General features: G+C 55.3%; 25 protein-coding genes and 1 riboswitch. Of the genes, 15 read left to right on the top strand and 10 right to left on the bottom strand.

Annotation, left to right across the window (positions count from 1 at the left end):
- Nucleotides 1–21: 21 nt before the first annotated feature.
- Nucleotides 22–768 (bottom strand): peptidase associated/transthyretin-like domain-containing protein, encoded by a 747-nt coding sequence (locus AAC01S_RS04275; RefSeq protein ID WP_067619308.1) that lies wholly within the window; start codon nt 766–768, stop codon nt 22–24.
- Between the two features lie 84 nt (nt 769–852).
- Nucleotides 853–1488 (bottom strand): SpoIID/LytB domain-containing protein, encoded by a 636-nt coding sequence (locus AAC01S_RS04270; RefSeq protein WP_067619305.1) that lies wholly within the window; start codon nt 1486–1488, stop codon nt 853–855.
- Nucleotides 1489–1630: 142 nt separating this feature from the next.
- On the opposite strand from AAC01S_RS04270, the gene AAC01S_RS04265 reads away from it, so the two are divergent.
- The 5 genes from AAC01S_RS04265 (at nt 1631) to AAC01S_RS04245 (ending at nt 5918) form a co-directional block, all read left to right on the top strand.
- Nucleotides 1631–2104: a YwhD family protein gene (locus AAC01S_RS04265; protein ID WP_067619304.1), complete on the top strand. Its 474-nt coding sequence runs from the start codon at nt 1631–1633 to the stop codon at nt 2102–2104.
- A gap of 45 nt (nt 2105–2149) precedes the next feature.
- Nucleotides 2150–3610, top strand: a complete 1461-nt coding sequence (locus AAC01S_RS04260; RefSeq protein ID WP_067619301.1) for an aminotransferase class I/II-fold pyridoxal phosphate-dependent enzyme — start codon at nt 2150–2152, stop codon at nt 3608–3610.
- An 18-nt stretch (nt 3611–3628) separates the two neighbouring features.
- Complete coding sequence (gene bcp / locus AAC01S_RS04255) at nt 3629–4099, top strand: thioredoxin-dependent thiol peroxidase (protein WP_067619298.1); 471 nt, start codon at nt 3629–3631, stop codon at nt 4097–4099.
- Between the two features lie 127 nt (nt 4100–4226).
- Nucleotides 4227–4580 (top strand): HesB/IscA family protein, encoded by a 354-nt coding sequence (locus tag AAC01S_RS04250; RefSeq protein ID WP_067619296.1) that lies wholly within the window; start codon nt 4227–4229, stop codon nt 4578–4580.
- A 90-nt stretch (nt 4581–4670) separates the two neighbouring features.
- Complete coding sequence (locus AAC01S_RS04245; protein WP_067619294.1) at nt 4671–5918, top strand: HD domain-containing protein; 1248 nt, start codon at nt 4671–4673, stop codon at nt 5916–5918.
- Here the strand turns inward: AAC01S_RS04245 and AAC01S_RS04240 are convergent.
- Together AAC01S_RS04240 and AAC01S_RS04235 are read right to left on the bottom strand one after the other, a co-directional pair.
- Nucleotides 5903–6499 (bottom strand): DedA family protein, encoded by a 597-nt coding sequence (locus tag AAC01S_RS04240; protein WP_067619291.1) that lies wholly within the window; start codon nt 6497–6499, stop codon nt 5903–5905. The genes AAC01S_RS04245 and AAC01S_RS04240 overlap by 16 nt on opposite strands.
- A gap of 265 nt (nt 6500–6764) precedes the next feature.
- Nucleotides 6765–7088: a YunC family protein gene (locus tag AAC01S_RS04235; protein WP_067619288.1), complete on the bottom strand. Its 324-nt coding sequence runs from the start codon at nt 7086–7088 to the stop codon at nt 6765–6767.
- A gap of 181 nt (nt 7089–7269) precedes the next feature.
- Between AAC01S_RS04235 and AAC01S_RS04230 the strand changes: the two genes are divergently transcribed.
- The 4 genes from AAC01S_RS04230 to AAC01S_RS04215 all read left to right on the top strand — a co-directional run bounded on the left by AAC01S_RS04230 (nt 7270) and on the right by AAC01S_RS04215 (nt 9873).
- Entirely contained in the window at nt 7270–8352 is a 1083-nt protein-coding gene (locus AAC01S_RS04230) for a M42 family metallopeptidase (protein WP_067619286.1), read from the top strand.
- Between the two features lie 61 nt (nt 8353–8413).
- Nucleotides 8414–8896 (top strand): divergent PAP2 family protein, encoded by a 483-nt coding sequence (locus AAC01S_RS04225; protein ID WP_067619281.1) that lies wholly within the window; start codon nt 8414–8416, stop codon nt 8894–8896.
- A gap of 4 nt (nt 8897–8900) precedes the next feature.
- Complete coding sequence (locus AAC01S_RS04220; RefSeq protein WP_083511503.1) at nt 8901–9437, top strand: NUDIX domain-containing protein; 537 nt, start codon at nt 8901–8903, stop codon at nt 9435–9437.
- The gene (locus tag AAC01S_RS04215; protein WP_067619279.1) at nt 9421–9873 is read left to right on the top strand and encodes a DUF86 domain-containing protein; all 453 of its coding nucleotides are present in this window, start codon (nt 9421–9423) and stop codon (nt 9871–9873) included. Before AAC01S_RS04220 ends, AAC01S_RS04215 begins: the two co-directional genes overlap by 17 nt.
- On the opposite strand, the gene AAC01S_RS04210 is transcribed toward AAC01S_RS04215, so the two are convergent.
- Nucleotides 9859–10302, bottom strand: a complete 444-nt coding sequence (locus tag AAC01S_RS04210) for a 3D domain-containing protein (RefSeq protein ID WP_245630071.1) — start codon at nt 10300–10302, stop codon at nt 9859–9861. The genes AAC01S_RS04215 and AAC01S_RS04210 overlap by 15 nt on opposite strands.
- 286 nt (nt 10303–10588) lie before the next feature.
- Here AAC01S_RS04210 and AAC01S_RS04205 point away from each other — a divergent pair, with 286 nt between their 5' ends.
- The 5 genes from AAC01S_RS04205 (at nt 10589) to AAC01S_RS04185 (ending at nt 16325) form a co-directional block, all read left to right on the top strand.
- A complete protein-coding gene (locus tag AAC01S_RS04205) occupies nt 10589–11548 on the top strand; it encodes an ABC transporter ATP-binding protein (protein ID WP_067619276.1) in 960 nt (319 codons plus the stop codon).
- A gap of 18 nt (nt 11549–11566) precedes the next feature.
- On the top strand, nt 11567–12532 hold the full coding sequence (locus tag AAC01S_RS04200) for an ABC transporter ATP-binding protein (RefSeq protein WP_067619274.1): 966 nt from the start codon (nt 11567–11569) through the stop codon (nt 12530–12532).
- Nucleotides 12533–12562: 30 nt separating this feature from the next.
- Nucleotides 12563–13468 (top strand): ABC transporter permease, encoded by a 906-nt coding sequence (locus tag AAC01S_RS04195; protein ID WP_067619272.1) that lies wholly within the window; start codon nt 12563–12565, stop codon nt 13466–13468.
- 23 nt (nt 13469–13491) lie between these two features.
- Nucleotides 13492–14412, top strand: a complete 921-nt coding sequence (locus AAC01S_RS04190) for an ABC transporter permease (protein ID WP_067619269.1) — start codon at nt 13492–13494, stop codon at nt 14410–14412.
- 218 nt (nt 14413–14630) lie between these two features.
- Nucleotides 14631–16325, top strand: a complete 1695-nt coding sequence (locus tag AAC01S_RS04185; RefSeq protein ID WP_067619267.1) for an ABC transporter substrate-binding protein — start codon at nt 14631–14633, stop codon at nt 16323–16325.
- Between the two features lie 72 nt (nt 16326–16397).
- Here AAC01S_RS04185 and AAC01S_RS04180 read toward each other — a convergent pair whose 3' ends face one another.
- From AAC01S_RS04180 to AAC01S_RS04165, 4 genes are all read right to left on the bottom strand, one after another.
- Nucleotides 16398–16919, bottom strand: coding sequence for a C40 family peptidase (locus AAC01S_RS04180; RefSeq protein ID WP_245630070.1), 522 nt, complete (start codon nt 16917–16919; stop codon nt 16398–16400).
- Nucleotides 16920–17051, bottom strand: a riboswitch (cyclic di-AMP (ydaO/yuaA leader).
- A gap of 137 nt (nt 17052–17188) precedes the next feature.
- Nucleotides 17189–18394 carry an MFS transporter gene (locus tag AAC01S_RS04175; RefSeq protein ID WP_067619264.1) on the bottom strand — a complete coding sequence of 402 codons (1206 nt, stop codon included), beginning with the start codon at nt 18392–18394 and terminating at the stop codon, nt 17189–17191.
- A 104-nt stretch (nt 18395–18498) separates the two neighbouring features.
- Nucleotides 18499–19488, bottom strand: coding sequence for a hypothetical protein (locus AAC01S_RS04170; protein WP_157071038.1), 990 nt, complete (start codon nt 19486–19488; stop codon nt 18499–18501).
- 1 nt (nt 19489) lies between these two features.
- Complete coding sequence (locus AAC01S_RS04165; protein WP_067619258.1) at nt 19490–20515, bottom strand: phosphodiester glycosidase family protein; 1026 nt, start codon at nt 20513–20515, stop codon at nt 19490–19492.
- A 271-nt stretch (nt 20516–20786) separates the two neighbouring features.
- Here AAC01S_RS04165 and AAC01S_RS04160 point away from each other — a divergent pair, with 271 nt between their 5' ends.
- Nucleotides 20787–21632: a L,D-transpeptidase family protein gene (locus AAC01S_RS04160; RefSeq protein ID WP_169794003.1), complete on the top strand. Its 846-nt coding sequence runs from the start codon at nt 20787–20789 to the stop codon at nt 21630–21632.
- 44 nt (nt 21633–21676) lie between these two features.
- Here the strand turns inward: AAC01S_RS04160 and AAC01S_RS04155 are convergent, their stop codons facing one another.
- On the bottom strand, nt 21677–22240 hold the full coding sequence (locus tag AAC01S_RS04155) for a C40 family peptidase (RefSeq protein ID WP_067619255.1): 564 nt from the start codon (nt 22238–22240) through the stop codon (nt 21677–21679).
- Nucleotides 22241–22514 lie beyond the last annotated feature (274 nt).

Raw genomic sequence — 22514 nt, 5'->3', positions numbered from 1 at the left:
TTGCAGCCATGTTCGCGACCGTTACGGGCGTTCAGGGCCCTCGCCAATTTGCGAACGCTGACGGAACTTGTCGGCGAGTTGAATCAACCACAGATGATGGTACGGTTCCTGGTATAGGACGGGTTCAATCCGCCTGTCACCGGGGCCGATTTTGTACATCCAGACGGTCGCCTGCTGTCGAATGTTTTCGTGCATGCGAATCCCGAGGTGAATGGAGTCGCGATAGCCGTTCTTGTACGCGATGACGCCAAGTTGCCCGTGCAGTTCCGCCACCATGGGGCGGTATTTCGGATTGCGGAAAATCGGCGCGTCGAACCACGGCGTGTAGCCGTTGCTGTCGGTCGTAAACCGCTGCTCGGTTTCAATCAGGACGACTTCGGCTCCTGGGAGCGGCGCATGTGTACGCCCATCGATCACGCGGATCCGCAGCTTTGACGTCTTGCGATTGGTGTATCCCCACGACTCTGGTCCGATAGGTTCGTTGGCTGTTGCATTTTGTGTTCCATTTGCCGTCCCCGGCTGCTGCGGGGTGCCAGGCTGCTGAGCGGCACCGGGCTGCCCTGGTGTTGCAGGCGTGCTGTTGTTCGCAAGTCCCCCGTTGACGACCGGCTGCACAGCGCTCGACATGGCGGGTACCGCGCCGTACGATGGTCTGTCGACAGCGCGTTGGTGTATGCTCGACGCAGGGTTTACCGGAATGGCCAGCGCGATCGCGGTGGCAGCGGCACAGCAGTACAGAACACTTCTAAGCGACGGAAAACGATTCATGCTTCCCAAATCTCCTCTGTGTCATGATGTCCTCGGCCATCGTGGCAGACGTCTCGCCCGATGGCGACAGGTTGTCGATGATGACTATTGAATCCGCAGAAGCGAACGTCCTTGGTAGTAAAATTGCAAGATTTGCGTGTAAGTCTGGCCTCGTTCGGCCCAGTATTGCGTACCCCACTGCGCCATTTTCTGCGCGTTTCGGTATTGCCAGTTGGGATCGTTCTCGATCCCGGCCCGATAGTTCAACTCGATGATCTCTCCATTGGGCATGGCAAACGCAATGTTTCGGATGGCGTTGAAGGCGGCATCCGTCGTCGGCTGATCGGACATGTATTGGAACGTTTGAAAATTGGTTGTGTTGTCGACATCGAACGTGAAACCGTCGACGGTCACCGGATGCAGATGGTGATACCAAGCGAACATCTTGACCGCCATGGCGCCGGCTTTCAAGGCTTCAGGGCGCCAGCTTGGCATCCATTCGTTCGGCAGGACGTCCTCGCAATACTGGATGAATGGCACGGACTGAACGTAAACAATGCGGCCTCGAGGGTCGGGTTCGCCACTCGGATTGTTTTCGCGAATGGCAACTCGGATCACACTGGGTTCACTGGTGTTCCAAATGGTTTGTGCAGCTTGCACTTTGGGTACTGAGAGTACACCGAGCAGCGTAACGACAAAGCTCAACGTCAGCACGGCGGATCGAAGTCGCGAACGTTTCATGGCTCTCCCTCATTCGTGTGGTAATTTGCCCTTACTTTGCCCATCCATATCGGAGCCATGCACTCATTCAAAAAGTGTGACATCGAGCGGGGGGCGCGTTAGAATGTGAACATTGACGATTGACGGAGAAGGAGTGATCTACATGCAGAAGCTAGGTTTGACGGGGGCGTCGAAGCATCAATCGGACGATCAAATGAAGGGGATATCCGCCGTGCTGTTGGACGGCGAGCAAGTCTTCGTCGACAATGGAGCGATTCACGCGAAGAGCAGGGTCGAGACGGGCATCAAATTCGTCGAAGACAAGGATGCTGTGCCCAACCCCAGATATATCGCGGGTTTGTGGGTCACGTTGAAGCGCACGGACAAGGGCATGGGCTACAACGGCGCGATGCCGTTTGAATTGTGGATTGACGCGGAAGCAAAGTTGGGGTACAAGAAGCTGTCGGAACAAGTGAATCACATGGACAAAGCCGTCCGCGGCCAGGTCGACGTCAGTCGGTACTCGCCGGAGATCGTCGCCAAATTTGGAACGTTCCTGAAGACATTTCGGGCAGATTTGTGGGAGAATGCGCCCGAGACGTTCAAAGCGGCTTTTGCGGATGCCGCTGACAGTTGACGAGGTCAGTTTTCGACTGGGAAGGACGAGGGGGATTTTACAAGGTTGAATCAGAATGACACGCCGTTGTTTGACACGTTGCTCCATCATGCGTCGCGAAGGCCCATTCAATTCCATATCCCAAGCCACAAACGAGGGCGGGGAATGGATTCGCGGTTCCGCTCCTTTGTGGGCGACAACGCGCTTTCGCTCGATCTCATCAATATCGCTCCACTCGACGATTTGCACCATCCAACTGGCGCTATCAAACACGCGCAAGAGTTGGCCGCCGAGGCGTTCGGAGCTGACTATACGTACTTTTCCGTACAAGGGACATCCACGGCCATCATGACCATGGTGCTTGCGACGGTGGGGCCCGGCGACAAGATTCTGGTTCCGCGTAACGTCCACAAGTCGGTCTTGACAGCCATCATCTTGGCGGATGCGCATCCTGTGTTTTTGCATCCAGAGCTGGATCACTTCTTTGGCATCTCGCACGGATTGTCCGTCGAAAGCGTCACAGCGGCGCTTGCGCAGCATCCGGACGCACGGGCGCTCGTCGTGATCAACCCGACCTACTTCGGCATATCGGCTGATCTCGCGAGTATTGTCGAGGTGGCGCACAGCTACGGGGTCCCGGTATTGGTGGACGAGGCGCACGGCGTTCACACCGGTTTTCACCCGGAGTTGCCGCTTTCCGCGATGGAGGCTGGAGCCGACATGGCGGCTACAAGCGTGCACAAGCTCGGGGGATCCATGACGGGATCGAGCATCTTGAACGTGCGGGAAGGCATGGTGGATCCCCGCCACGTCCAAGTGGTGCTGAGCATGCTCATGACGACGTCCACGTCGTACCTCCTGCTTGCGTCGCTCGATGTGGCGCGGAAAGAGTTGGCGATGTACGGCCGGGATCGGATTTCGTACGCCATCGACTTGGCGGCGAAGGCCCGCGCGGACATCGAGGAAATCGAGGGGTTGACGTGTTTGAGCACCCAGTGCCTTGGGACAAGCGCCGCATTCGCGCTCGATCCGACGAAACTGACCATATCGGTCAAAGAATTGGGCCTGACGGGCTACGACGTGGAACGGATGCTCCGCGAGGACTACAATATAGAGGTAGAGTTGAGCGATCTCTACAACATCCTCTGCATTATTTCGTGGGGAGACACGGTGGAGGATATCGACCACCTGGTGACGGCGTTGCGGGAAATTTCGCAGCGGTATCGTGATCGGGGGGAGCGTCGCCATCACGTGGAAGTCGTCCTGCCGTCGATGCCGGAGCTTCGGATGTCGCCCCGCAGCGCGTTTTACGCGAAGACGGAGGTCGTCCCGTTGCAGGAGGCTGTGGGTCGGACCATGGCGGAAATGGTCATGGTCTATCCGCCGGGAATTCCCATTTTGCTGCCGGGTGAAGTTATCACAGAGGACAACGTGGATTACATCGAGGAAAATCTGCGTGCGGGTCTTCCTGTGCAAGGGCCGGATGATCCGGAAATCCGGTTGATCAAGGTGGTCAAGCACGACTGACTGAAGGAGGTAATGAGTATGGCTGAACTTCAGGTGGGAGACACTGCGCCGAATTTTTCGGCGCTGGATGATCAAGGCCGTACCGTGACGTTGGACAGCCTGAAAGGACAAGCTGTGGTTCTGTACTTTTATCCGAAGGACGACACTCCTGGATGTACGACCGAAGCTTGCGCGTTTCGCGACCTCTCGGCGGAGTTTGCCCAAGCTGGCGCCGCCATCTACGGTGTTTCTCGCGATTCGGTGAAATCGCATGAGAAATTCCGGGACAAGTTTGGTCTGAATTTCCCGCTGCTTGCCGACGAGACCGGGGAAGTGTGCGAAAGGTACGGCGTGCTGAAAGAAAAGAACATGTATGGGAAGAAGAGCATCGGCATTGAGCGGACGACGTTCGTGATCGATCGCGACGGAAAAATCGCCGCCATCTTTCCAAAGGTGAAGGTTGACGGGCACGCGGACGCGGTTTTGTCGAAGGTTCGTGAACTCCAGTGACTTCGTTGGCACAGTTGGATGGGTCTTGGTGATTCCTTTCGCCGGACATGCGCGTATAATAGAAAGAGGTGGTTCGAAACGTCCAGTGCGTTTCGAACACGTTAGGCTATGAAGGAGGCGACACGATATGGTGACTTTGACGGAAAGCGCAGCCGAGCGCGTTCGTGCACTGTTGAGCGAGATGACGTCTGGAGAAAATGCGCTTCGATTGTATACAAAGCCGGGCGGTTGCACGGGTTTCAGCTACGGTATGGCGCTCGATGTGCAGAAGCCGGATGATCACGTGTTCGAGATGAACGGTGTCCATCTCGTGGTTGACCCCGAAAGTCTCGAACTCGTCGATGGATCCGAAGTGGATTATATCGACGATTTGACAGGGCAAGGCTTTCAAATCCACAATCCCAACGCAACCTCGATGTGTGGGTGCGGTTCAAGTTTTCGCACGGCGACTCGCGCAGGTCAGCCTGGGTCTTGCGAATAAGCCGTCGCTTGGGCAAAGCTGTACCGGATCGTCTTCGGACGATACGCCGGTGCAGCTTTTTTGTTACACTGCTTTTGTGAGGTGACGGAGGTGTTTGAGAAAGTCTTAAAAGATCCAGTACACGATGAAATCTTGTTTGAGGATCCGTTGCTGTGGACCTTGGTGAATACCTCGGCTTTCCAGCGCCTTCGACGGATACGGCAACTGGGGACGTCGTATATGACGTTCCATGGCGCTGAACATACGCGGTTTGCGCATTCGCTTGGCGCGTATGAAACGATGCGCAAGGTGGTGAGCCACCTTCAGCGAGAATGCGATTGGCCGAACAACCAGCGGGAGGTCCGTTTGGCGTTGTGTGCCGCCTTGCTTCACGACGTAGGGCATGGTCCGTTTTCGCATACGTTCGAAGCGGTTCTCGATGTTCATCACGAGTCGTGGACGTATCGAATCATCATGGAAGACGGCGCATTGCGTTCGACACTCGACGAGGTGGATGAGGCCTTTGCCGCGGATTTGGTGTCGATCCTGCGGAAGGACGGGCGCTTTCCCGGTATTGAGGCGCTCATCTCCAGTCAGCTCGACGTCGATCGCATGGACTATATGTTGCGCGACGCCTTGTCGACTGGCGTTTCCTACGGCCAGTTCGAACTGACTCGCCTGATTCGTTCGTTCACTGTGCGAGATGGGCGGGTATTCGTGAAGCGATCCAGTCTGCACACGGTGGAGCAGTATTTGCTCGCTCGCTATTTCATGTACGTTCAAGTCTATCTGCATCCTGTCACGGTCGGCTCGGACGTCCTGGTGGAGAAGATCTTGACGCGCGTTCGCGACTTGTTGCGCGCAGGTGAACGCGTCGACATTCCGCCTGCCTTGGAGGAAGTGATTTCGGGGAACGATCCATCCGTCGAGGCCTATCTTCGGCTCGACGAATCGGTATTGCTGTACGCGTTTCATCTGTGGAGTGAATCGCGGGATGCCATTCTGAAAGACTTGTCGTCGCGTTTTCTGGATCGTCGGCTGTTCGCGCCCATTGTCCGGGACAAGCCGTCACCAGGCGAGTGGGCGGCCCTGCGCACGACGGCGAAGGCCGTCGGCTTTCACCCCGACTACTACGTGTCGGAGCGAGTTTGCAACATTCCGGGATATGACATTTTGGGCCACGGCATCACATTGATTGGAGCGGATGGGGAAGAGACGGACTTGAGCCAGATATCCAAACTCATTCGAACGCTGGTGCCGAGCCAGGAGCACCGTCTCTTCCTTCCCAAGGAGTTGATTGGAGACGGCCCGGACCCGCTCAGCCACCGCGTTCGGTCGATTCTTTACTCGAAGTCTTGACGTTTGCGGCTGCGGTTGATCCAGAACGCCGCCAAGGCGATCACGATGATGACCAAGCCGACATAAGTGAATGGCTTGACGTGATCGGAAAAACGTTTCCAATTGGCGTTCAGTTCATAGCCCGCGTACACCATCGCGATGTTCCAAACGAGCGATCCGATGACGGAGAATACGACAAACCGCCACACGCGCATTCTGGCGATGCCGGCGGGCAGGGACACAAACGTCCGGACAGCGGGCACCATGCGGCCGAACAACACAGTCACTTCGCCGTACTTCGAGAACCAGCGTTCGGCCTTGTCCAGATGGCGTTCATTCAGCAACACGTACTTGCCGAATCGCGCAATCAGCGGACGGCCTCCATACAGGCCAATTGTGTACGCGATGAGCGAGCCAATCAGGTTGGCGAGCGTGCCGACGAGAATCGTCGTCCACAGATTCAACGTATGCTGATAGGCCAAAAAGCCGGCGAGCGGCATGACGACCTCGGACGGAATCGGAATGCAGCAGCTTTCAATGGCCATGAGCAGGAGAATCGCCAGTTCTCCATGGTGCGTCACAAATGTGTCGATGTTGGACAAGTGCAATCCTCCGATCTATACAGGTCTCCCTTTCCACGAGAGCCTGTCCAACATGTAGTCTACGATATGCCGCGCGTTTCGACCAGATTGAACTTGTCCGGACGGCCCCGCAAAGCGGGGATGGACAGTAGGCGGTGCGAGGAGCTTGAAGAGTTTGAAACGATGAAGCCGCGGCTGCCCTGCGCAACCGCAGAAACCGCGGCTCAATCGATTCAAACTCCGCTCTTGGCTTCCGTTTGGCGCCGCGTCCGATGATGACCCGACGTCAATTGTGCGCTTGCGCAGCTTCGCCGATGCGGATCAGCGCGTCGCGAATGGGCATGCCGATTCGAATGCCGAGTTCCTCCGCCGCTTGTGTGCAGCTCTCCACGGTGCCTGAAATCAGTTGCTCCATTGTTTTCACGCCCGTTGCGCGGGCGGCGACAATGCCGCGATCGGCCAATTGTGTGCGAAGCAGTTCGACGTCGAGCGCGCCGCACATCACGTAACCGAGATCGTTGCTGACCATCAGCAGGTTGGTCTTCGGCAACGCCACATGGGTGGCGGTAAATGGATAGCGATCAATCCATATAGGTTGAACAGTGACCATCTCTCTCATTCTCCTTCCGCGTGTTCACGTGCCTCTTCAGCGTATTCGGTTTTCCCATCCGCTGCTATCGATGTTCAGGGTCGGCAGGCATTCGAACGCCGTTCGGATATGGTAAGATAGGACCGTTCAGACAAGCCTGCATCGACTCCACGATGCAAACGGAAAGGCAGGTTACTTACATATGGCTGCACACATCGAAGTGTTACGCGAACTGTGCGATGCGTACGGCATTTCTGGGTACGAATCTGGCGTTCGCAAACTGCTCGAATCCCATTTGAAGGGTGTTTCTGAAGAAATTTTGCGGGATCGCTCCGGCGGCATCGTCGGGCGCAAGACCGGCGACGCATCGGGCCCCAAAGTGTTGATTGCAGGCCACTTGGACGAGATTGGCTTTATGGTCACGCACATCACCGAACAAGGGTTTCTGAAGTTCCAGACGATTGGCGGCTGGTGGTCACAGGTTGTCCTGTCCCAGCGTGTGATTGTACAGACGCGCAAGGGCGAGCTGCTCGGCGTGACAGGGTCGAAACCACCGCATATTCTCCCGGCCTCGGAGCGAAACAAGGTGGTCGAGATGAACGACGTCTTCGTCGATATTGGCGCGTTCAGTCGGGAAGAAGCGGAGGAGATGGGCGTTCGTCCAGGAGATCCCATCATCCCGTACGGTCCGTTCACGCAAATGGGCAACCCGAAGATGTATATGTCCAAAGCGCTTGACAACCGTTTGGGGTGTGCCACGGCGCTCGGGGTGTTGAAAGAACTGCAAGGCCAGTCGCATCCCAATGTCGTCTTTGCTGGTGCGACGACGCAGGAAGAAGTTGGTCTGCGCGGCGCAAAGACCTTGGTGAACCTCGTCAATCCGGATGTCGCGATTTCCATCGACGTCGGGATTGCAGGCGACACCCCTGGCATCAAGGACGACGAACGCGCGCACCTTGGCGACGCTGGCAAGGGTCCTCTGCTGATGATTTACGACGGCTCGATGATTCCAAACAACCGCTTCCGCGATTTTGTCCTTGACACGGCGGCATCGCACCAGATCCCTGTGCAGACAGAGAGTCTGAACGGCGGCGGCACGGACGCTGGCGCGTTCCACTTGCATGGCATTGGGGTCCCGAGTGTCAACATCGGTTTTGCGACGCGCTACATCCATAGTCACAACGCAATCGTTCACGAAGACGACTATTTCAACGCAATCCGCCTTGTCACCGAGTTGGTTAAGGGTCTCGACGGAGGAGTGGTCAAGGAAATCCAAGAGTGGTAAAGTGGACTTGACCTGTTGGGCGCCTGGTGACGGCGCCCTTCCTGTAAGGAGGCCTTGATTCATGTCGGACGTTCCGCACTTTGTGCAGGGGCTTTGGGCGAACGCGTCGTTGATGGCCGCGATTTGCGCAATTGTGCTCACACAACTCGCCAAAGTGCCCATCCATTTTGTCTTATCGCGTTCGTGGGATTTACATAAAGTGATCGACGCGGGCGGCATGCCAAGTTCCCACGCTGCGGGCGTGGTGGCCTTGGCCAGCGCGCTTTGGTTTGTTGTGGGCCCGCAGTCCCCTGTCTTTGCCACTGCCGTGGTGTTTGCCGCGATTGTTCTGTACGACGCGGGCGGAATCCGCCGCCATGCGGGTGAACACGCGGTGTTGCTTAACAGAATCGCGATGGAGTTTGCGCAGCGCGAAGAGACGCTCGCCGTCGGCAAGTCGGAGGGGGAGCGGCTGAAGGAGATTCTCGGCCACGAGCCGAGTGAAATCCTGATTGGCGCGTTGTTGGGCCTGATTGTCGGGATTGCCTTCGGAAAGTGGTGGTAGTCCGGTGAGTCATTCTGGAGATGGCGCCATCGCGCCAGCGGTCAATCTTCATTTTGATTTGGACAGGCGCGCGCAAAGACCGCACTCCGTGCTGCTTTTCGCAATTTTGCTGCAGCGAATGGTCTGGGTCAAGCACCCCGTTCGCGGCTGGGAAGTGCCGGGAGGCAAGGTTGAACCAGGTGAGCTTCCGGAAGACGCGGTCCGGCGTGAGGCGATGGAGGAGGCAGGACTGGTTCTCGAAGGCGTGGAGTGGATTGCGGAGTATTGGATTCAGGTTGACGGCAAGCTTGTTCCGAAATGGGTGTATGTGGCAGACGTCTACGACGTTTGCGCGCGGCCCGAGACCTCGGAAATCGTCGACGTGCGATGCCCGAAGCCCCTTTGGACCCCTGACGTCGTTCGGCAGATGGCGGACGTCAGCCCGGTCATGATAGACCAAGTCTACGAACGAGTCTGGCCGCTCATCGAAGGCCGAATGAGCCCGGAATTTCGGAACTATTTCGAAGCCAATGAGGTGAAACCCAATGTTCGTGACGAGTGAACAAAAGGCGCGAATCAGCGATTGGCTGACCGCGCTGTCCAATCGCGTCAGCTGGCTGACGGAGTTGAGCCGCCGACAGGATGCATGGGAACGCGATCTCGGCTTGCGTATGGCGTCCGAGCGCGCGATGCACACCTGCCTGGAATACATGACCGATATCTCGTCGTTGGTGATTGACGCCTTGGTGATGCGCGATCCAGGCGGCTACGCGGACATCGTCAAAGTCCTTGTGGAGGAAGACGTTTTGAGCGAAGCGTGGTTTCGCGCGTTCGAGCCTATTTTTGAGTTTCGAACAAGACTCCTCCGCGATTTTCATCAAATCACACCAGAGGAAGTGCGGAATGCGGTCGACACCTACACACCCATGTTCCTGCCGTTCGTCGAAGGCATTCAAACATTCCTCGATTTACCCGCAGGCAATCTAGACATTGGATGAGTCGGGTATAAGAATGGTGACCTTGCAGTGACGCTTGACGCCAAACTCGATGGCGTCTCTGCGATCTCCCACCAACAAATCGATATGGTGTCCGCGAATCGCCCCGCCAGTATCCTCTGCGATTCGCCAGCCAATCCCTTCGATGTACACCAAGCTTCCATAAGGAATCACCGTCGGATCGACCGCGATGGTGCGTCCCGTCTTTGCGCGCGTCCCCGTAGCAGTGACGCCGAAGCCTGGATCTCCGGGCCCTTTTCCAGTCGAATATCGATCTAGATTGTACGCGGTAACCGTAAATGTCTCGCTTTCTCTTCGATAGTGTCCAATGTCGTAACGACGGCCAAACACCGAAATGGCGTTCGACTGCACTGTTTCTGTACGGTGTTCCTCGGGTGTCGTTTGCCCCAGAACAATCGGATGTCGTTTCACGGAGTCCGTGCAAGCGACAAGGCAGAACCCCAACAAACATAGAACGATAGATCTTCGGTAAGCGTCCATATTTCTAACATGTCACTTTCTGGCGAATGATATGCAGCGTTTTCATATTGGTATAAAAAGGAATGTTTCGGCTTCAGTGATAGAAAAACTTTGTGTTTTCCCTTGACTTGGAGAGTATCCATCCATTTTATTAGATATATCGATTTTTTAAAGTTAACAAATATCACGTTGGTTCCCTGTGCCCGACATTACCGAACGACTTGGAAGAAGGGGATTTATGTCGAACGTACTAGAAGTAAACCATCTGCAAATTCAGTTTAAGATCGGTGAGAGATATCACGAGGCGGTCCAAGATGTCAGCTTTTCAATCCGCCAAGGCGAAACGCTCGGCCTCGTTGGCGAATCGGGCTGCGGCAAGAGCGTGACGTCTCTGTCCATCATGCGCCTGCTCGCGAAAGGTACGAAAATCTCTGGGGAAGTGAAGTATGGGGACAGGGATCTGCTCAAGTTGTCCGAGTCGCAGATGCGGAAAATTCGGGGCAACGAGATCGGCATGATTTTTCAGGAACCGATGACATCGCTGAATCCGGTGCATCGGATTGGGCGCCAAATTGTCGAGTCGCTCCTGCTCCACCGCGGGCTCACGGGCAAGCGCGCCGCCGACACGGCCATCGAGATGCTGGCTCGCGTCGGTATCCCGCGCCCTGAGCAGATTGCGCAGGAGTATCCCCATCAATTGTCGGGCGGTATGCGGCAACGTGTCATGATCGCCATCGCGATGGCCTGCAATCCAGGCTTGCTCATTGCCGACGAACCGACGACAGCGCTCGACGTGACGATTCAGGCGCAAATTCTCGATCTGATGCGAAACCTCGCCAGCGAACATCGCACGTCGATTTTGCTCATCACGCACGATCTCGGCGTTGTCGCGGAAATGTGCGATCGCGTCGCGGTCATGTACGCGGGGAAGATCGTCGAACAAGGCACCGTGAGACAGATTTTTCACAATCCACAGCACCCGTACACGAAAGGTCTGCTCAACTCCATTCCGAAAATCACGGGAGAACGCAAGAGACTGCAGCCGATTGAAGGCAATGTGCCATCGCTTCGCAATATGCCGCAAGGCTGCCGATTCGCGCCTCGTTGTCCGCACGCTTTGGACAAGTGCCGCGTATCCGCACCGGAATTTTTCGAGATCGAAGAAGAACACAAATCGCAATGCTGGTTACACGCATAAGGGAGACGAGGTGGAACAATGTCGGATACATTGATTGAGGTTCGGGAACTACGCAAACATTTCCCAATCCGCCGTGGTGTTCTGCAGCGTGTGACTGGTCACGTGCGTGCGGTCGACGGTGTCGGATTTCGCGTTGGAAAGGGAGAAACGTTGGGGGTCGTCGGCGAGTCGGGCTGCGGCAAATCGACGATGGGACGCAGCATTCTGCGGTTGATTGAGCCAACGAGCGGCACCGTGGAGTTTCAAGGCAAAAATATTTTAAATCTGTCGAAGGCGGACATGCAGTTGATGCGCCGCCAGATGCAAATTGTCTTCCAGGATCCGTACGCGTCGTTGAATCCTCGCTTCACCGTCGCGAAGACGTTGATGGAGCCGATGATCGTGCACAAACTGCACGACAAGGCGACCCGCATGTCTCGCGTCAAGTCGTTGCTTGAACGAGTCGGGCTGGATCCAGATTACGCAGAGCGGTTTCCGCACGAATTCTCAGGCGGACAGCGCCAGCGCATCGGCATCGCCCGCGCGCTCACGCTCAATCCCAAACTCCTCATTCTCGACGAACCTGTCGCCGCGCTGGACGTATCGGTTCAGTCGCAAGTGTTGAACTTGTTGAAGGATTTGCAAGACGAGTTTGCCTTGACGTATCTGTTCATCGCGCACGACTTGAGTGTCGTGAGACACATTAGCGATCGCGTTCTCGTGCTCTACTTGGGACGCATGGCCGAGCTCGCGGACACCGATTCCATCTTCTCGGATCCGCTTCATCCGTATACGAAGGCCCTGTTGTCCGCGGTGCCGATTCCGGATCCGGATGTGCGGCGCGAACGGATCATCTTGAAAGGCGACTTGCCCAGTCCGGCCAATCCCCCAAAAGGTTGCCCGTTCCACACACGCTGTCCTGTCGCTGCCCAGATCTGTCGGGAACAAGTACCGGAGTGGCGTGAAGCCAAACAAGGACATTTCGTCGCATGCCATTTGGCGTGATCGTGCGAACATCGTGAAGGGGGATAGAACGTGTCGATCTCGACTCCAGCAACCAACCAGACAGTCACTGCGCAAGAGCGCTCGTTCGTGTTCAAAGTTTTCAAATCGATTCGGCAGTTTCCGATGTTGTACCTCGGTGCTCTGATTGTTCTGGCGCTCATCGTGTGCGCCGTCTTCGCGCCGGAGATTGCGCATTACCCATATCAGAAGCAGTTCATGGACGGCTTGACTCAAGACGGCCAGCCGCATCCGCCCAACGCCCAGTTCATCTGGGGCGCCGACGAAGTCGGCCGCGACGTGTACTCGCGCGTGATCTACGGCAGCCGCGTATCGTTGACCGTCGGCGTGTTCTCCACGGCGATCAGTTTGCTCATCGGCACCGTGCTCGGGCTCATCTCCGGCTACTTCGGAGGATTTATCGATATGGTCATCATGCGCCTGACCGACACGGTGCTGGCGTTTCCGTTCCTGATTTTCTGTATGGCTTTGGTGGCTATCCTCAGTCCCAGTGAGAAAAACGTGCTGTTCGCCATCGGCGTGCTCGGTTGGGGAACCATGGCCCGCGTCGTCCGCGGCCAAGTGCTTGCCGTCAAGGAATTTGAGTATGTGCAGGCGGCGAGAGCGATTGGCGCCTCGTCCTGGCGGATCATGTTCGTGGCGCTGCTGCCCAACATCTTTGGACCTGTCATGGTTCTGGCGGCGTTGAACGTCGGCAGCAACATCATTCTCGAATCCGGATTGAGCTACTTGGGCATCGGCGTTCAGCAGCCTGTTCCATCTTGGGGCAACATGATTGCCGAAGGGTTGCAGACGTATCAATTTGCGCCGTGGATGCTCTGGGCGCCAGGTATCGCGCTGGTCATCGCTGTGCTTGGATTCAACTTGTTGGCCGACGGTCTGCGTGACATCCTGGATCCGCGCAACGTCACGCGCTAAGCGAGAGAGGGGAGGAACCACACGTGTTATCGTTCATTATTCGACGCCTTGGCGCGACCGTCATCGTCCTGTTTGGCATCTCGGTGCTGACGTTCATCCTGATCTACGCGATTCCGTCCGATCCCGCGCGCATCATCGCCGGACAACACGCGTCGCTCGCGACCATTAAAGAGATTCGTCACAATCTCGGTCTGGACAAACCGGTTCCGATTCAGTACATCGATTACATGGGAAGGCTTTTTCACGGCAATTTGGGCACCTCCTTCATTTACAATGAACCAGTGACGCAGCTCATCATGAGCCGCTTGGGCGCGACGGTGGAGTTGGCGCTTGGATGCTGGATCGCTGAATTGCTCATCGGTATTCCCTTGGGAATATTTACAGCGCGCCGCGCTCGCAAGCCGAGCGATTATGTCGTGAGCGCACTCGCGCTGATCGCGATGTCGCTGCCGGTGTTCTGGCTCGGTTTGATTCTCATGTACTACTTCGGCTTCATTCACCCCTGGTTCCCGCTCGGCGGAAACAGCGGTTTCACGAGTCTCATCCTTCCGTCGCTGACCTACGGTGTAACCGGTGCGGCTGTTTACATGCGACTTTTGAAATCGTCGATGCTCGAAGTCATGAACCAGGACTACATCCGAACGGCTCGAGCGAAAGGGGCGGGCGAGAATCGGATCATTTGGCGCCACGCTTTGCGCAACGCGCTCATTCCCGTGATCACGTACGGTTCCATTGACATCGGAACGCTCTTGTCCGGGGTCATTCTGATTGAAGCGACGTTCAACTGGAACGGGCTTGGCATGCTGGCTTACCAGGCCATTCAACAATCCGACATCCCGGTCATCATGGGAACCGTTCTGTTGACCGCCGTGCTCGTCGTCCTGTTCAATCTGTTGACGGATATCGTCTATGTCTTCGTCGATCCGCGTATCCGTTACGATTAACCGGGCGCTCTGGGAGAATCGCGACTGAGATTTGTTTAGAAGTTGTTAGAAAGTTCCCTTCTATATTGAATTTTGATAATGGTGTAGCTATAATAACTGACATCGTGATGATACTTGACGAAATAGTTGCGAAATCCGGCGCATGGTGTCCTATCAAGACGTTATGGCCAATTTCATGGGAGAGTATCTTACGTTATAAAGTTTAGGGGGATATGTGCATGGCACGTAAACTATGGAAGACAGGAACGGCGGTTGGCGCATCCATCGCTGCGCTTGGCCTCCTCGCTGTCGGAATCACGACACATGCGTCGACGCCGAAGGCGACGGTCGCCGGTAACGCCGATGCCGTCAGTTCTGGCAAGCCGACGCCCGGTGGCAGTATTACGCTGGACACAGATGGGGACTTCAAAGACCTAGATCCAGCGCTTGCGTACGACACCATCTCGGGAGAAATTGTGGACCAAATGTACAATCCATTGGTCACGTACAAGGGTACCACGTCTCAGTTGACAGGCGACTTGGCGTCATCCTGGAAGGTATCGAAGGATGGCAAGACGTACACGTTCCAGATTCGCCCTGGTGTGAAGTTCTGGAACGGGGATCCGGTAACCGCGCAGTCGTTCGTCGACGAATTCCAACGCGTCTTGAGCCCGTCGGTCGGTTCGCCTGGTGAAGGTTTCCTGGATCCGATTGTTGTCGGCTCGACGGCCTACAACAAGGGCAAAGCCAAGACGGTGTCGGGCATCAAGGCGATTGGCAAGTACACCTTGCAAATCAAGTTGACCAAGCCGGAGCCGTTTTTCCTGCAAGTGCTTGCGATGCCGTTCTTCTCCGCAGTGGATCAAGCGTTTATCGACAAAGTCGGCAACAAGGCGTTCGATTCGCAGACCGCGATGGGGACAGGCCCGTTTGAACTGAGCAAGTACACGGGAACCCAAGTGGTACTGAAGAAAAATCCGGACTACTTCATGAAGGACAAGTACGGAAACCGTCTGCCGTATTTGGACCAAATCACCATCAACGTGAATAAGAACGATCAGGTCGACGCGCTTCATTTCGAAGACGGCCAAACGGCCCTTATTGCTGACTTGTTCGCAGGCATTCCGTCATCTGTCTATCCGACGTTCCTGAACAGTCCGACGTTGAAGAAAGACATTATCAAAGCACCGTCCAACGCGACGTATTATCTCGGCCTGAATAACAAATTGGCGCCTTTCAACAACGTGAAGGTGCGCCAGGCCGTCGAGTACGCCATCAACAAGCAACGGATCGTTCAACTACTGAACAATAGATTTATGGTTGCGGATCAGCCGTTGCCACCGGGCATCGACGGCTACATGAAGAATTTGCCGGCGAGTGTGGATTACAAGTACAATCCGGCCAAGGCGAAAGCATTACTGAAGCAATCCGGCGTCAAGGATCTCAACGTCACCCTGTATTCGGAGAACACAGCTGATGCGGAAAAGATCGACGACCAAATCCAATCCGATATGAACGCGGTCGGTTTCCACGTCAAGATCGACTCAATGGATTGGAACTCCTTCCTCACGTTAACGGAGAAAGGCAAGGCTCAGGCGTTTCAATTGGCATGGATTCAGGACTTCCCGGACGCTTCCGACTTCTTGAACACGTTGTTCAACTCGAACGAAATTGCGTCGGGCAACAATGCGAGCATGTACGACAACAAACAAGTCGACTCGTGGTTGAACGAAGCCGAAACCGACACCAACCAAGCGCAACGCATTCAGTTGTACGACAAGGCGACTGTGCAAATCATGAAAGACGCTCCATGGGTCCCGCTGTATTACGGCGAATTCGTGTACGCGGTGCAACCTTGGGTACATGGCTTCTACATCAACCCGACGTTGATGGATCCATTGCAGGCCATCTGGATCGACAAATCGCATCAATAATCGCATCCAATCGCACGCAAAGAGGGCTGTCCGTAAGGACAGCCCTCTTCAATGACAGTCGGTTCGATGGCATTAGTAGATCTTCTTTACTGCCGAGAGGTGGTTACCCCAGTACGAACCTGGTTTTACACTCAGGTATCCTACTTTTCCAAGCCCACCGCCGCATTGGATCATTTCGCCGTTGCCAACGTAGATGCCAGAGTGGCCGCCATCGTCAAACGACAGCAAGTCGCCTGGCTGCACGTTGGCCCATGATTCGCGGTAACCAACAGACGTATATTGAAGCTTCGATGACGTGGTCATCTTATAGCCGAGTGCATGGTGATAGACGTATTCAACGAAGTTGGAGCAGTCGAAGCCGTATTGGCCACGGTCTTCGTTGTGTCCCCAGATGTATGGAGTTCCTAACTTGCTCTCGGCGACCTCTAAGACCGCATTGGTCTTCACCTGTCTGCTGGCAGATTGCGCAGCGAGCGGCGTAATGGAGTGATCGACGGTAACACCCGGTGGGAGTGTGCCGGCCATTGCGACCGACGCGCCGAAACTGAGTGTAGCAGCCGTGACAGCAGTGCCTACCAAAGCCTTCTTGAACAATGAAATTTCCCCCTTAGCCTCCGAGGTTAGTTGTCGGGTTCGGTGGAAGATGTCCCTACGCGCGAATGCGCGATTCACCCCATGTAAATCGTCCCCCGTACCTGCTGTTGCAGGATTCGGCTTAGCTTTTTTCGTTGCAGATACTAGGCTAACATCTCGTTGGATCGATGTCTCTATGAGATTGCTGGCAAGTCTGGATAGATAATGAGTAGAAAAAGGCTGTCCTGCAGCCATCGCAGATGACTTGGAGGACAGCCCTCACAGCTCGATTAGTGGTGGGCTTCAGCGTGATCGACATGAGACACGTGACGGCGGTTGCTCAGGACCCAGATCACCGACAGCAGGACAAAGCAGCCGCCGACGACAAACGGAACATGCGGCGAAAACCATTGTGCCAGCTTGCCGGCCAGGTAAGGAGCGATTGCGCCGCCGAGAAACCGCAGGAAACTGTACGCGGCAGACGCCGTCGAGCGCTCGATGGGAGCCGCGTTCATGACGGCCGTCGTGATCAGCGTATTGTTGTTACCCAACAGCGCACCGGCAAAGATGACGGCGGCAATGACGACCCACTGAACAGATGTCCAGATACCCATGATGATCAGAACCACCGCGAAAGCCGCCAGCATGGCGGCCATCGAGTTGACGGTGCCAAAACGCCGTTGCAGAATGGGGGCAACAAAGACCGATGTAATGGCGAGCAAAACCCCCCAACCGATAAAGACGAAACCGATGCCGCGGGCGTTGAGGCCCATCACGAACGGTGCGTATGCGAGCAACGTGAAGAAGCCAAAGTTGTACAGGCAAGCTGTTAGACCAAAGACGACGATGGACCGATACCGCATCGCGCGAAACGGATCCGCAATCGATGTCGCTGGTCGCTTGGCTACGGCCTGTTTCTTCGAGCCAGGCATAAATATGGAGAGGAAAACCAGCGCAACAGCCATGAGGACGCCGACGCCAATGAACGGCCCGCGCCACGTGATAGCGCCCAACTCACCGCCGAGCAACGGGCCCACGGAGATGCCAAGACCGATGGCAGCTTCGTAGAGGATGACCGCTTTTGCGGTGCCGTTCTTGGAAAACGAGACGATGGCCGCCAACGCGGTGGCGACGAACAGCGCGTTTCCCAACCCCCAGCCGCCGCGCAGGCCGACAATCCACCAGACGCTGTTGGACAGGCCGCCCAATGTGGAGAAGATGGCGATAATGATCACGCCGGAAATCAGCGTAACCTTCGTGCCCAACCGACTGGAAATGGCGCCGGTGATCAACATGGCCACCGCCATCACGGCGTTGTAACTGGTGAACAGCAAGGTCACTTGACTGGGTGACGCATGCAATTGTTTCGATATGGCAGGTAGAATCGGATCCACAAGTCCAAGGCCCATGAATGCGATGATGCTTGCAAAGAAAACCGCCCATACGGCACGTGAATGGGCGTGATTCTGCGCGTCTGACGAATTTTGTTCCACCATCCATCGTTCTCCTTCATACGAATTCGCAAATGCTTGCGTGATACAAACAATTGTTTTTAGTATACAACTATCTCGCAAGAAGTATCAATATGCGACTCTGCATTTTAGGAGACCGTGGTGCTTGTCGATGCGACGGGATGCACAAAAATGTGCCCGCCTTCGTCGATCAGAATGTCGCTCGCCATCGTCGGCGAGTTCAGATGTTCAACAAGGGCCGTTTTGCCGTTCGCATCCTCTTTATAGATGGCAACGACGAGTCCGTTTTGATTCACTGTCCCATAGTACAGGGTGTTGTTGACCGTGCCCAAGAGCGCGGCGTTGCTTTGAACAACCTGTTGGCTCATGTCGAACTCCGGACTGTAGCTGCTTGTCGTGCTTTCTTGGCGCAAGCGAACGACATCCCACGAGCCGTCGATATTCTCCTCGATATACAGGGTCGTTCCGTCCTGCGTCAGTGCGATGTTTTTCACGTAGCCGCCGCCGTAAGGAACGCTCTGAACGTCTTCCATGGTGCCGATATGGTACAACGCGCTCGACTCGCTCGAATTGATCAGCACAAAGATATCGTTCGTTTGGCTGCTGTAGGTCACTTTGACAATTTGGGCGTCGGAGGACAACTCGGAGAATACTGGAACGCTTCCGGCGGTTACATCCGCCTGTTGTCCCGTCGATACATAAAATGTGTTCAGTTCGAGTTCACCAGGCGTAATTTGCTCGCCTACGAATACTTCTTCGTCGTCGAGCCAACCTATATACTGCACAGGGTACAAATCCGTTGCAACGCTGACCGGTTTGCCAGTGGCCAAAGATTCCACATGAACCGCATCTGTAGCGCCTTCCTCGAGGTAGGTCGCATATTGGCCGTTCGGCGAAACGGTTACGCCTGCGTATTCGTGCTGGAGCTGTGCGAGAATTTGTTTCGCCTTGGCGCTCAGTATGAGCGATGGGTTGAGCAACTGTTCAATTTCGGCTTGCGTCCGCTTCTCTTGTACGTAAAACAATCGATTCATGTGGTGAAGAAACAGGACTTGGCTCAGCGTCAGAAGGGCGACAAACGATACAAAGATTCGTCCGAAAGCGCGTTTGGTGAGCAATTTAGGTTCCTCCGTTTGCGGGCATGACGACAATCGACGTTGCGACGCTGCGCGGGCCGGTTAAATCGACCGGGGTATTGACCAATTTGCCGTTGTACACCATGGTCGTGGATGAGCCCCCGTCGAGATCGGCCGCGATTTCGGCGTGGTACTGCAACATCAACTCGGTCAAATCCGACATGGAGGCACCCAAATGTCCAAATTGTCCTCGTCCGTCCGTGACAATGAGAATCACTTTTCCACTGGCCGTTTGACCGATCGCCGTTCGCGGGTTAAAGCCCTGGTCAGGCACTGAAACAGGCTGGCCGTTTAAGACCAGGACGGGTCCAAAACTCAATGCCTGCTGCACATCCGCCTTTTCGAGGTCGGCCAACGAATAATCGCCGGCAATCATCTGGCCTCCAGCCGTAAATCCGATTTCCGGATACTTTCCCTTCGAATGCTTCCCTGTCAACACTTGACCATCGTGGATCGTAATCCCCAATGGATTCGCTCCGGTTCCTTGCTGATTGTTGTCGGAAAACGCGCCGCCGTTGACACCGGCGACAGCCCCGGACTCTTCAACCATTTCCTGAACAGTTTGTCCTGTCTTGCCAATATACTTCGTCGCGACAACCTGGATCCGCTTGGGGTTGTCGACCACCATGATATGCGCCGTGAACGTGGTCCCATGGTATGTGTATAGATGGATTGCGCCATCGTTGTTGTAGTCTTTCCCCCCAAACAGGCTGATTGGCAGCGTCTCCGACAACATGCCGCTGTCCGCCAACGAATGCGACTGAATGACCGAATTGGACAGCGTATAGAGCGACAGCGGACGCAGTAGGTAGCCGTGTCTGGTTTCGTCGAATGTGTCGATCACATAGTTGCGAACCAATCCAAATGGTCCATGAAATACCCAGAGTGAACTGGAGACGAAAAAATAGATCAAACAAGCTAGCACAAGTGTCGCCCAGCGAACGTTCTTAGGCTGTGGCGTCGATGACGGTTTGGTCTCCTTCTGCGGCTGATAACGTCTGTGATTCATGGACTAACCTCACATAGCTGAATTCTCTTACCTCTGAACCCTTACTATATTACAATAGGCAGGATAGGAGAAGTAGCGAGGAGAGCGTTCCAGAATGATGCAAAAAACGAAAAATATCCTGGGGCTTGCTATTCTCTTTGTCGTATGCATAGTGACTGGGTGCAGTGGGCCTAGCCTGCATCACAATGCGGCGAATGGATCCCAGGGGACGACGAATTCTGCGACTTCGAATCAGACGCCGGCGAACCACCGGAAGGGAACGGGGCCCGGCGTGACAACCAAGCCTCGGAGTCGGCCGTTTCAATATCCTGTGTTCGGCCTCGATACGGAAGGGAAGGACGTGCTCGCGCTCAACGAGCGGCTTGCGGAACTCGGTTATCTGCCTGTCGCCATCGCGTCGAACACAGCGCCGCAAATCACGAAGAAGAATCTTCTCAATCCACCGCAGGTCGCGTTTCAGTGGAAATTCGACAATGTGCCTGCGCAGTTGAAGAACCTGTGGGCGCCCGATGTCTACACGGAAATGACGCGCGCGGCCGTGATCGAGGTGGAATACCTCAATCATTTGGCCATCGACGGCATTGCCGGAGCATCGGTGTGGCAGGCGATATTGAAGCCGAACGCGGTGAAGAATCCATATCCGTATACATACGTACTCGTCACAAAAAATCCGGATCCTGAAATGCTGCACGTGTGGCAGGCAGGAAAGTGGGTGTATGAGTCGGTGGTCAACACGGGGATTGCTGGCGCGCCGTCGACGGACGGGACATTCGCAGTCTATCAACGATATCTATCGCAGACGATGAAGGGGAAGAACCCAGACGGGACCAAGTATGTCGATCCCGGCGTTCCATACGTGAACTACTACAACGGAAGTCAGGCGATTCATGGGTTTGTCAGACAGTCCTACGGCTATCCGCAAAGCGTCGGCTGTGTCGAATTGCCCGTGGATCACGCCAAGGTCGTGTGGTCATTGCTGTACTACGGGACGCTTGTGACGGTCGAAGGCCAGTATGTTCCGCCGTTGCCAAAGACGTCGCAAAAACCGTCGATCCCGCCGAAACAGGCTGGCCAAAGCACAAGATCGACCGTGTACAGCACGTACGGCAGCCGTTGACTACCGACAGTCGCGAAATTTCCGATAGCACGAGCAGGTACGTGCTATCGGAGCACGTTTCTCGCGCCGTAGTAACGGGACGCGTACCAAGGGTTGGCAAAGATGTCGTTGAGCACGACGACGCCTTGGTTCCCTACGGACGACGATTCTATCACTGCCCCGTGGCCCAAATAGAGTGCCACGTGTGTCACCTGATTGGCGAGATGGTTTGCGTACGTGTTGGTGAAGAACAGCAGATCGCCCGGCTGCAGATTGTTTTTCGACACGGGCGTGCCAACGCTCGCCTGTTCGCTCGCCGTCCGAGGCAAATGAATTCCATGGACACCGAATATGTACTGGATGAAACCGGAGCAATCGAAACCTGTTCGGGGACTTGTGCCACCCCAAAGATAGTGGAGACCCTCGTACGATTCCGCAGTATGAAGAATACTGGTTTGCAGCTCTGGTGTGGATGTGGCTGAGTTGAAAGCTCTGGTCGACGCGGCCGGCGCCGTTTGTCCGTGATCGACGGACGCTGCGGCAACGACAGCGGGGAAGTGGAATGCAATCAGCGAACTTGCGGCCAAGGATGCGACGGTCGTCATGAAAAATGTCGATCTCGCCTTCAATCTATCGAGTCTCCTCAGTGGATTCGTCTATAATCGACATTCTATGACATGGAGCGAGAGAATGAAAGACTGGTATTCAACAGCGTGAAAGGTCGTAGAGCTGTGTAACCCGTTCGGTCAACACCTGTTCGAACCACTTCTTCAAGGTTGGTTCAAGGTTCCCGATCTACTATATAACCAAGAAGTGCAGCTGCACCCCTTCTTGACCCCCTTTGGATAGATGTTCTTTGGCCACTGCGATGACGCAGTGGCCCTTTTTTGCGAATCATTGCGT

The sequence above is a fragment of the Alicyclobacillus acidiphilus NBRC 100859 genome (assembly GCF_001544355.1).
Lineage (GTDB): Bacteria > Bacillota > Bacilli > Alicyclobacillales > Alicyclobacillaceae > Alicyclobacillus > Alicyclobacillus acidiphilus.
The sequence above is the reverse complement of the archived record's forward strand: the minus strand, read 5'-3'. Positions and strand labels throughout refer to the sequence as shown.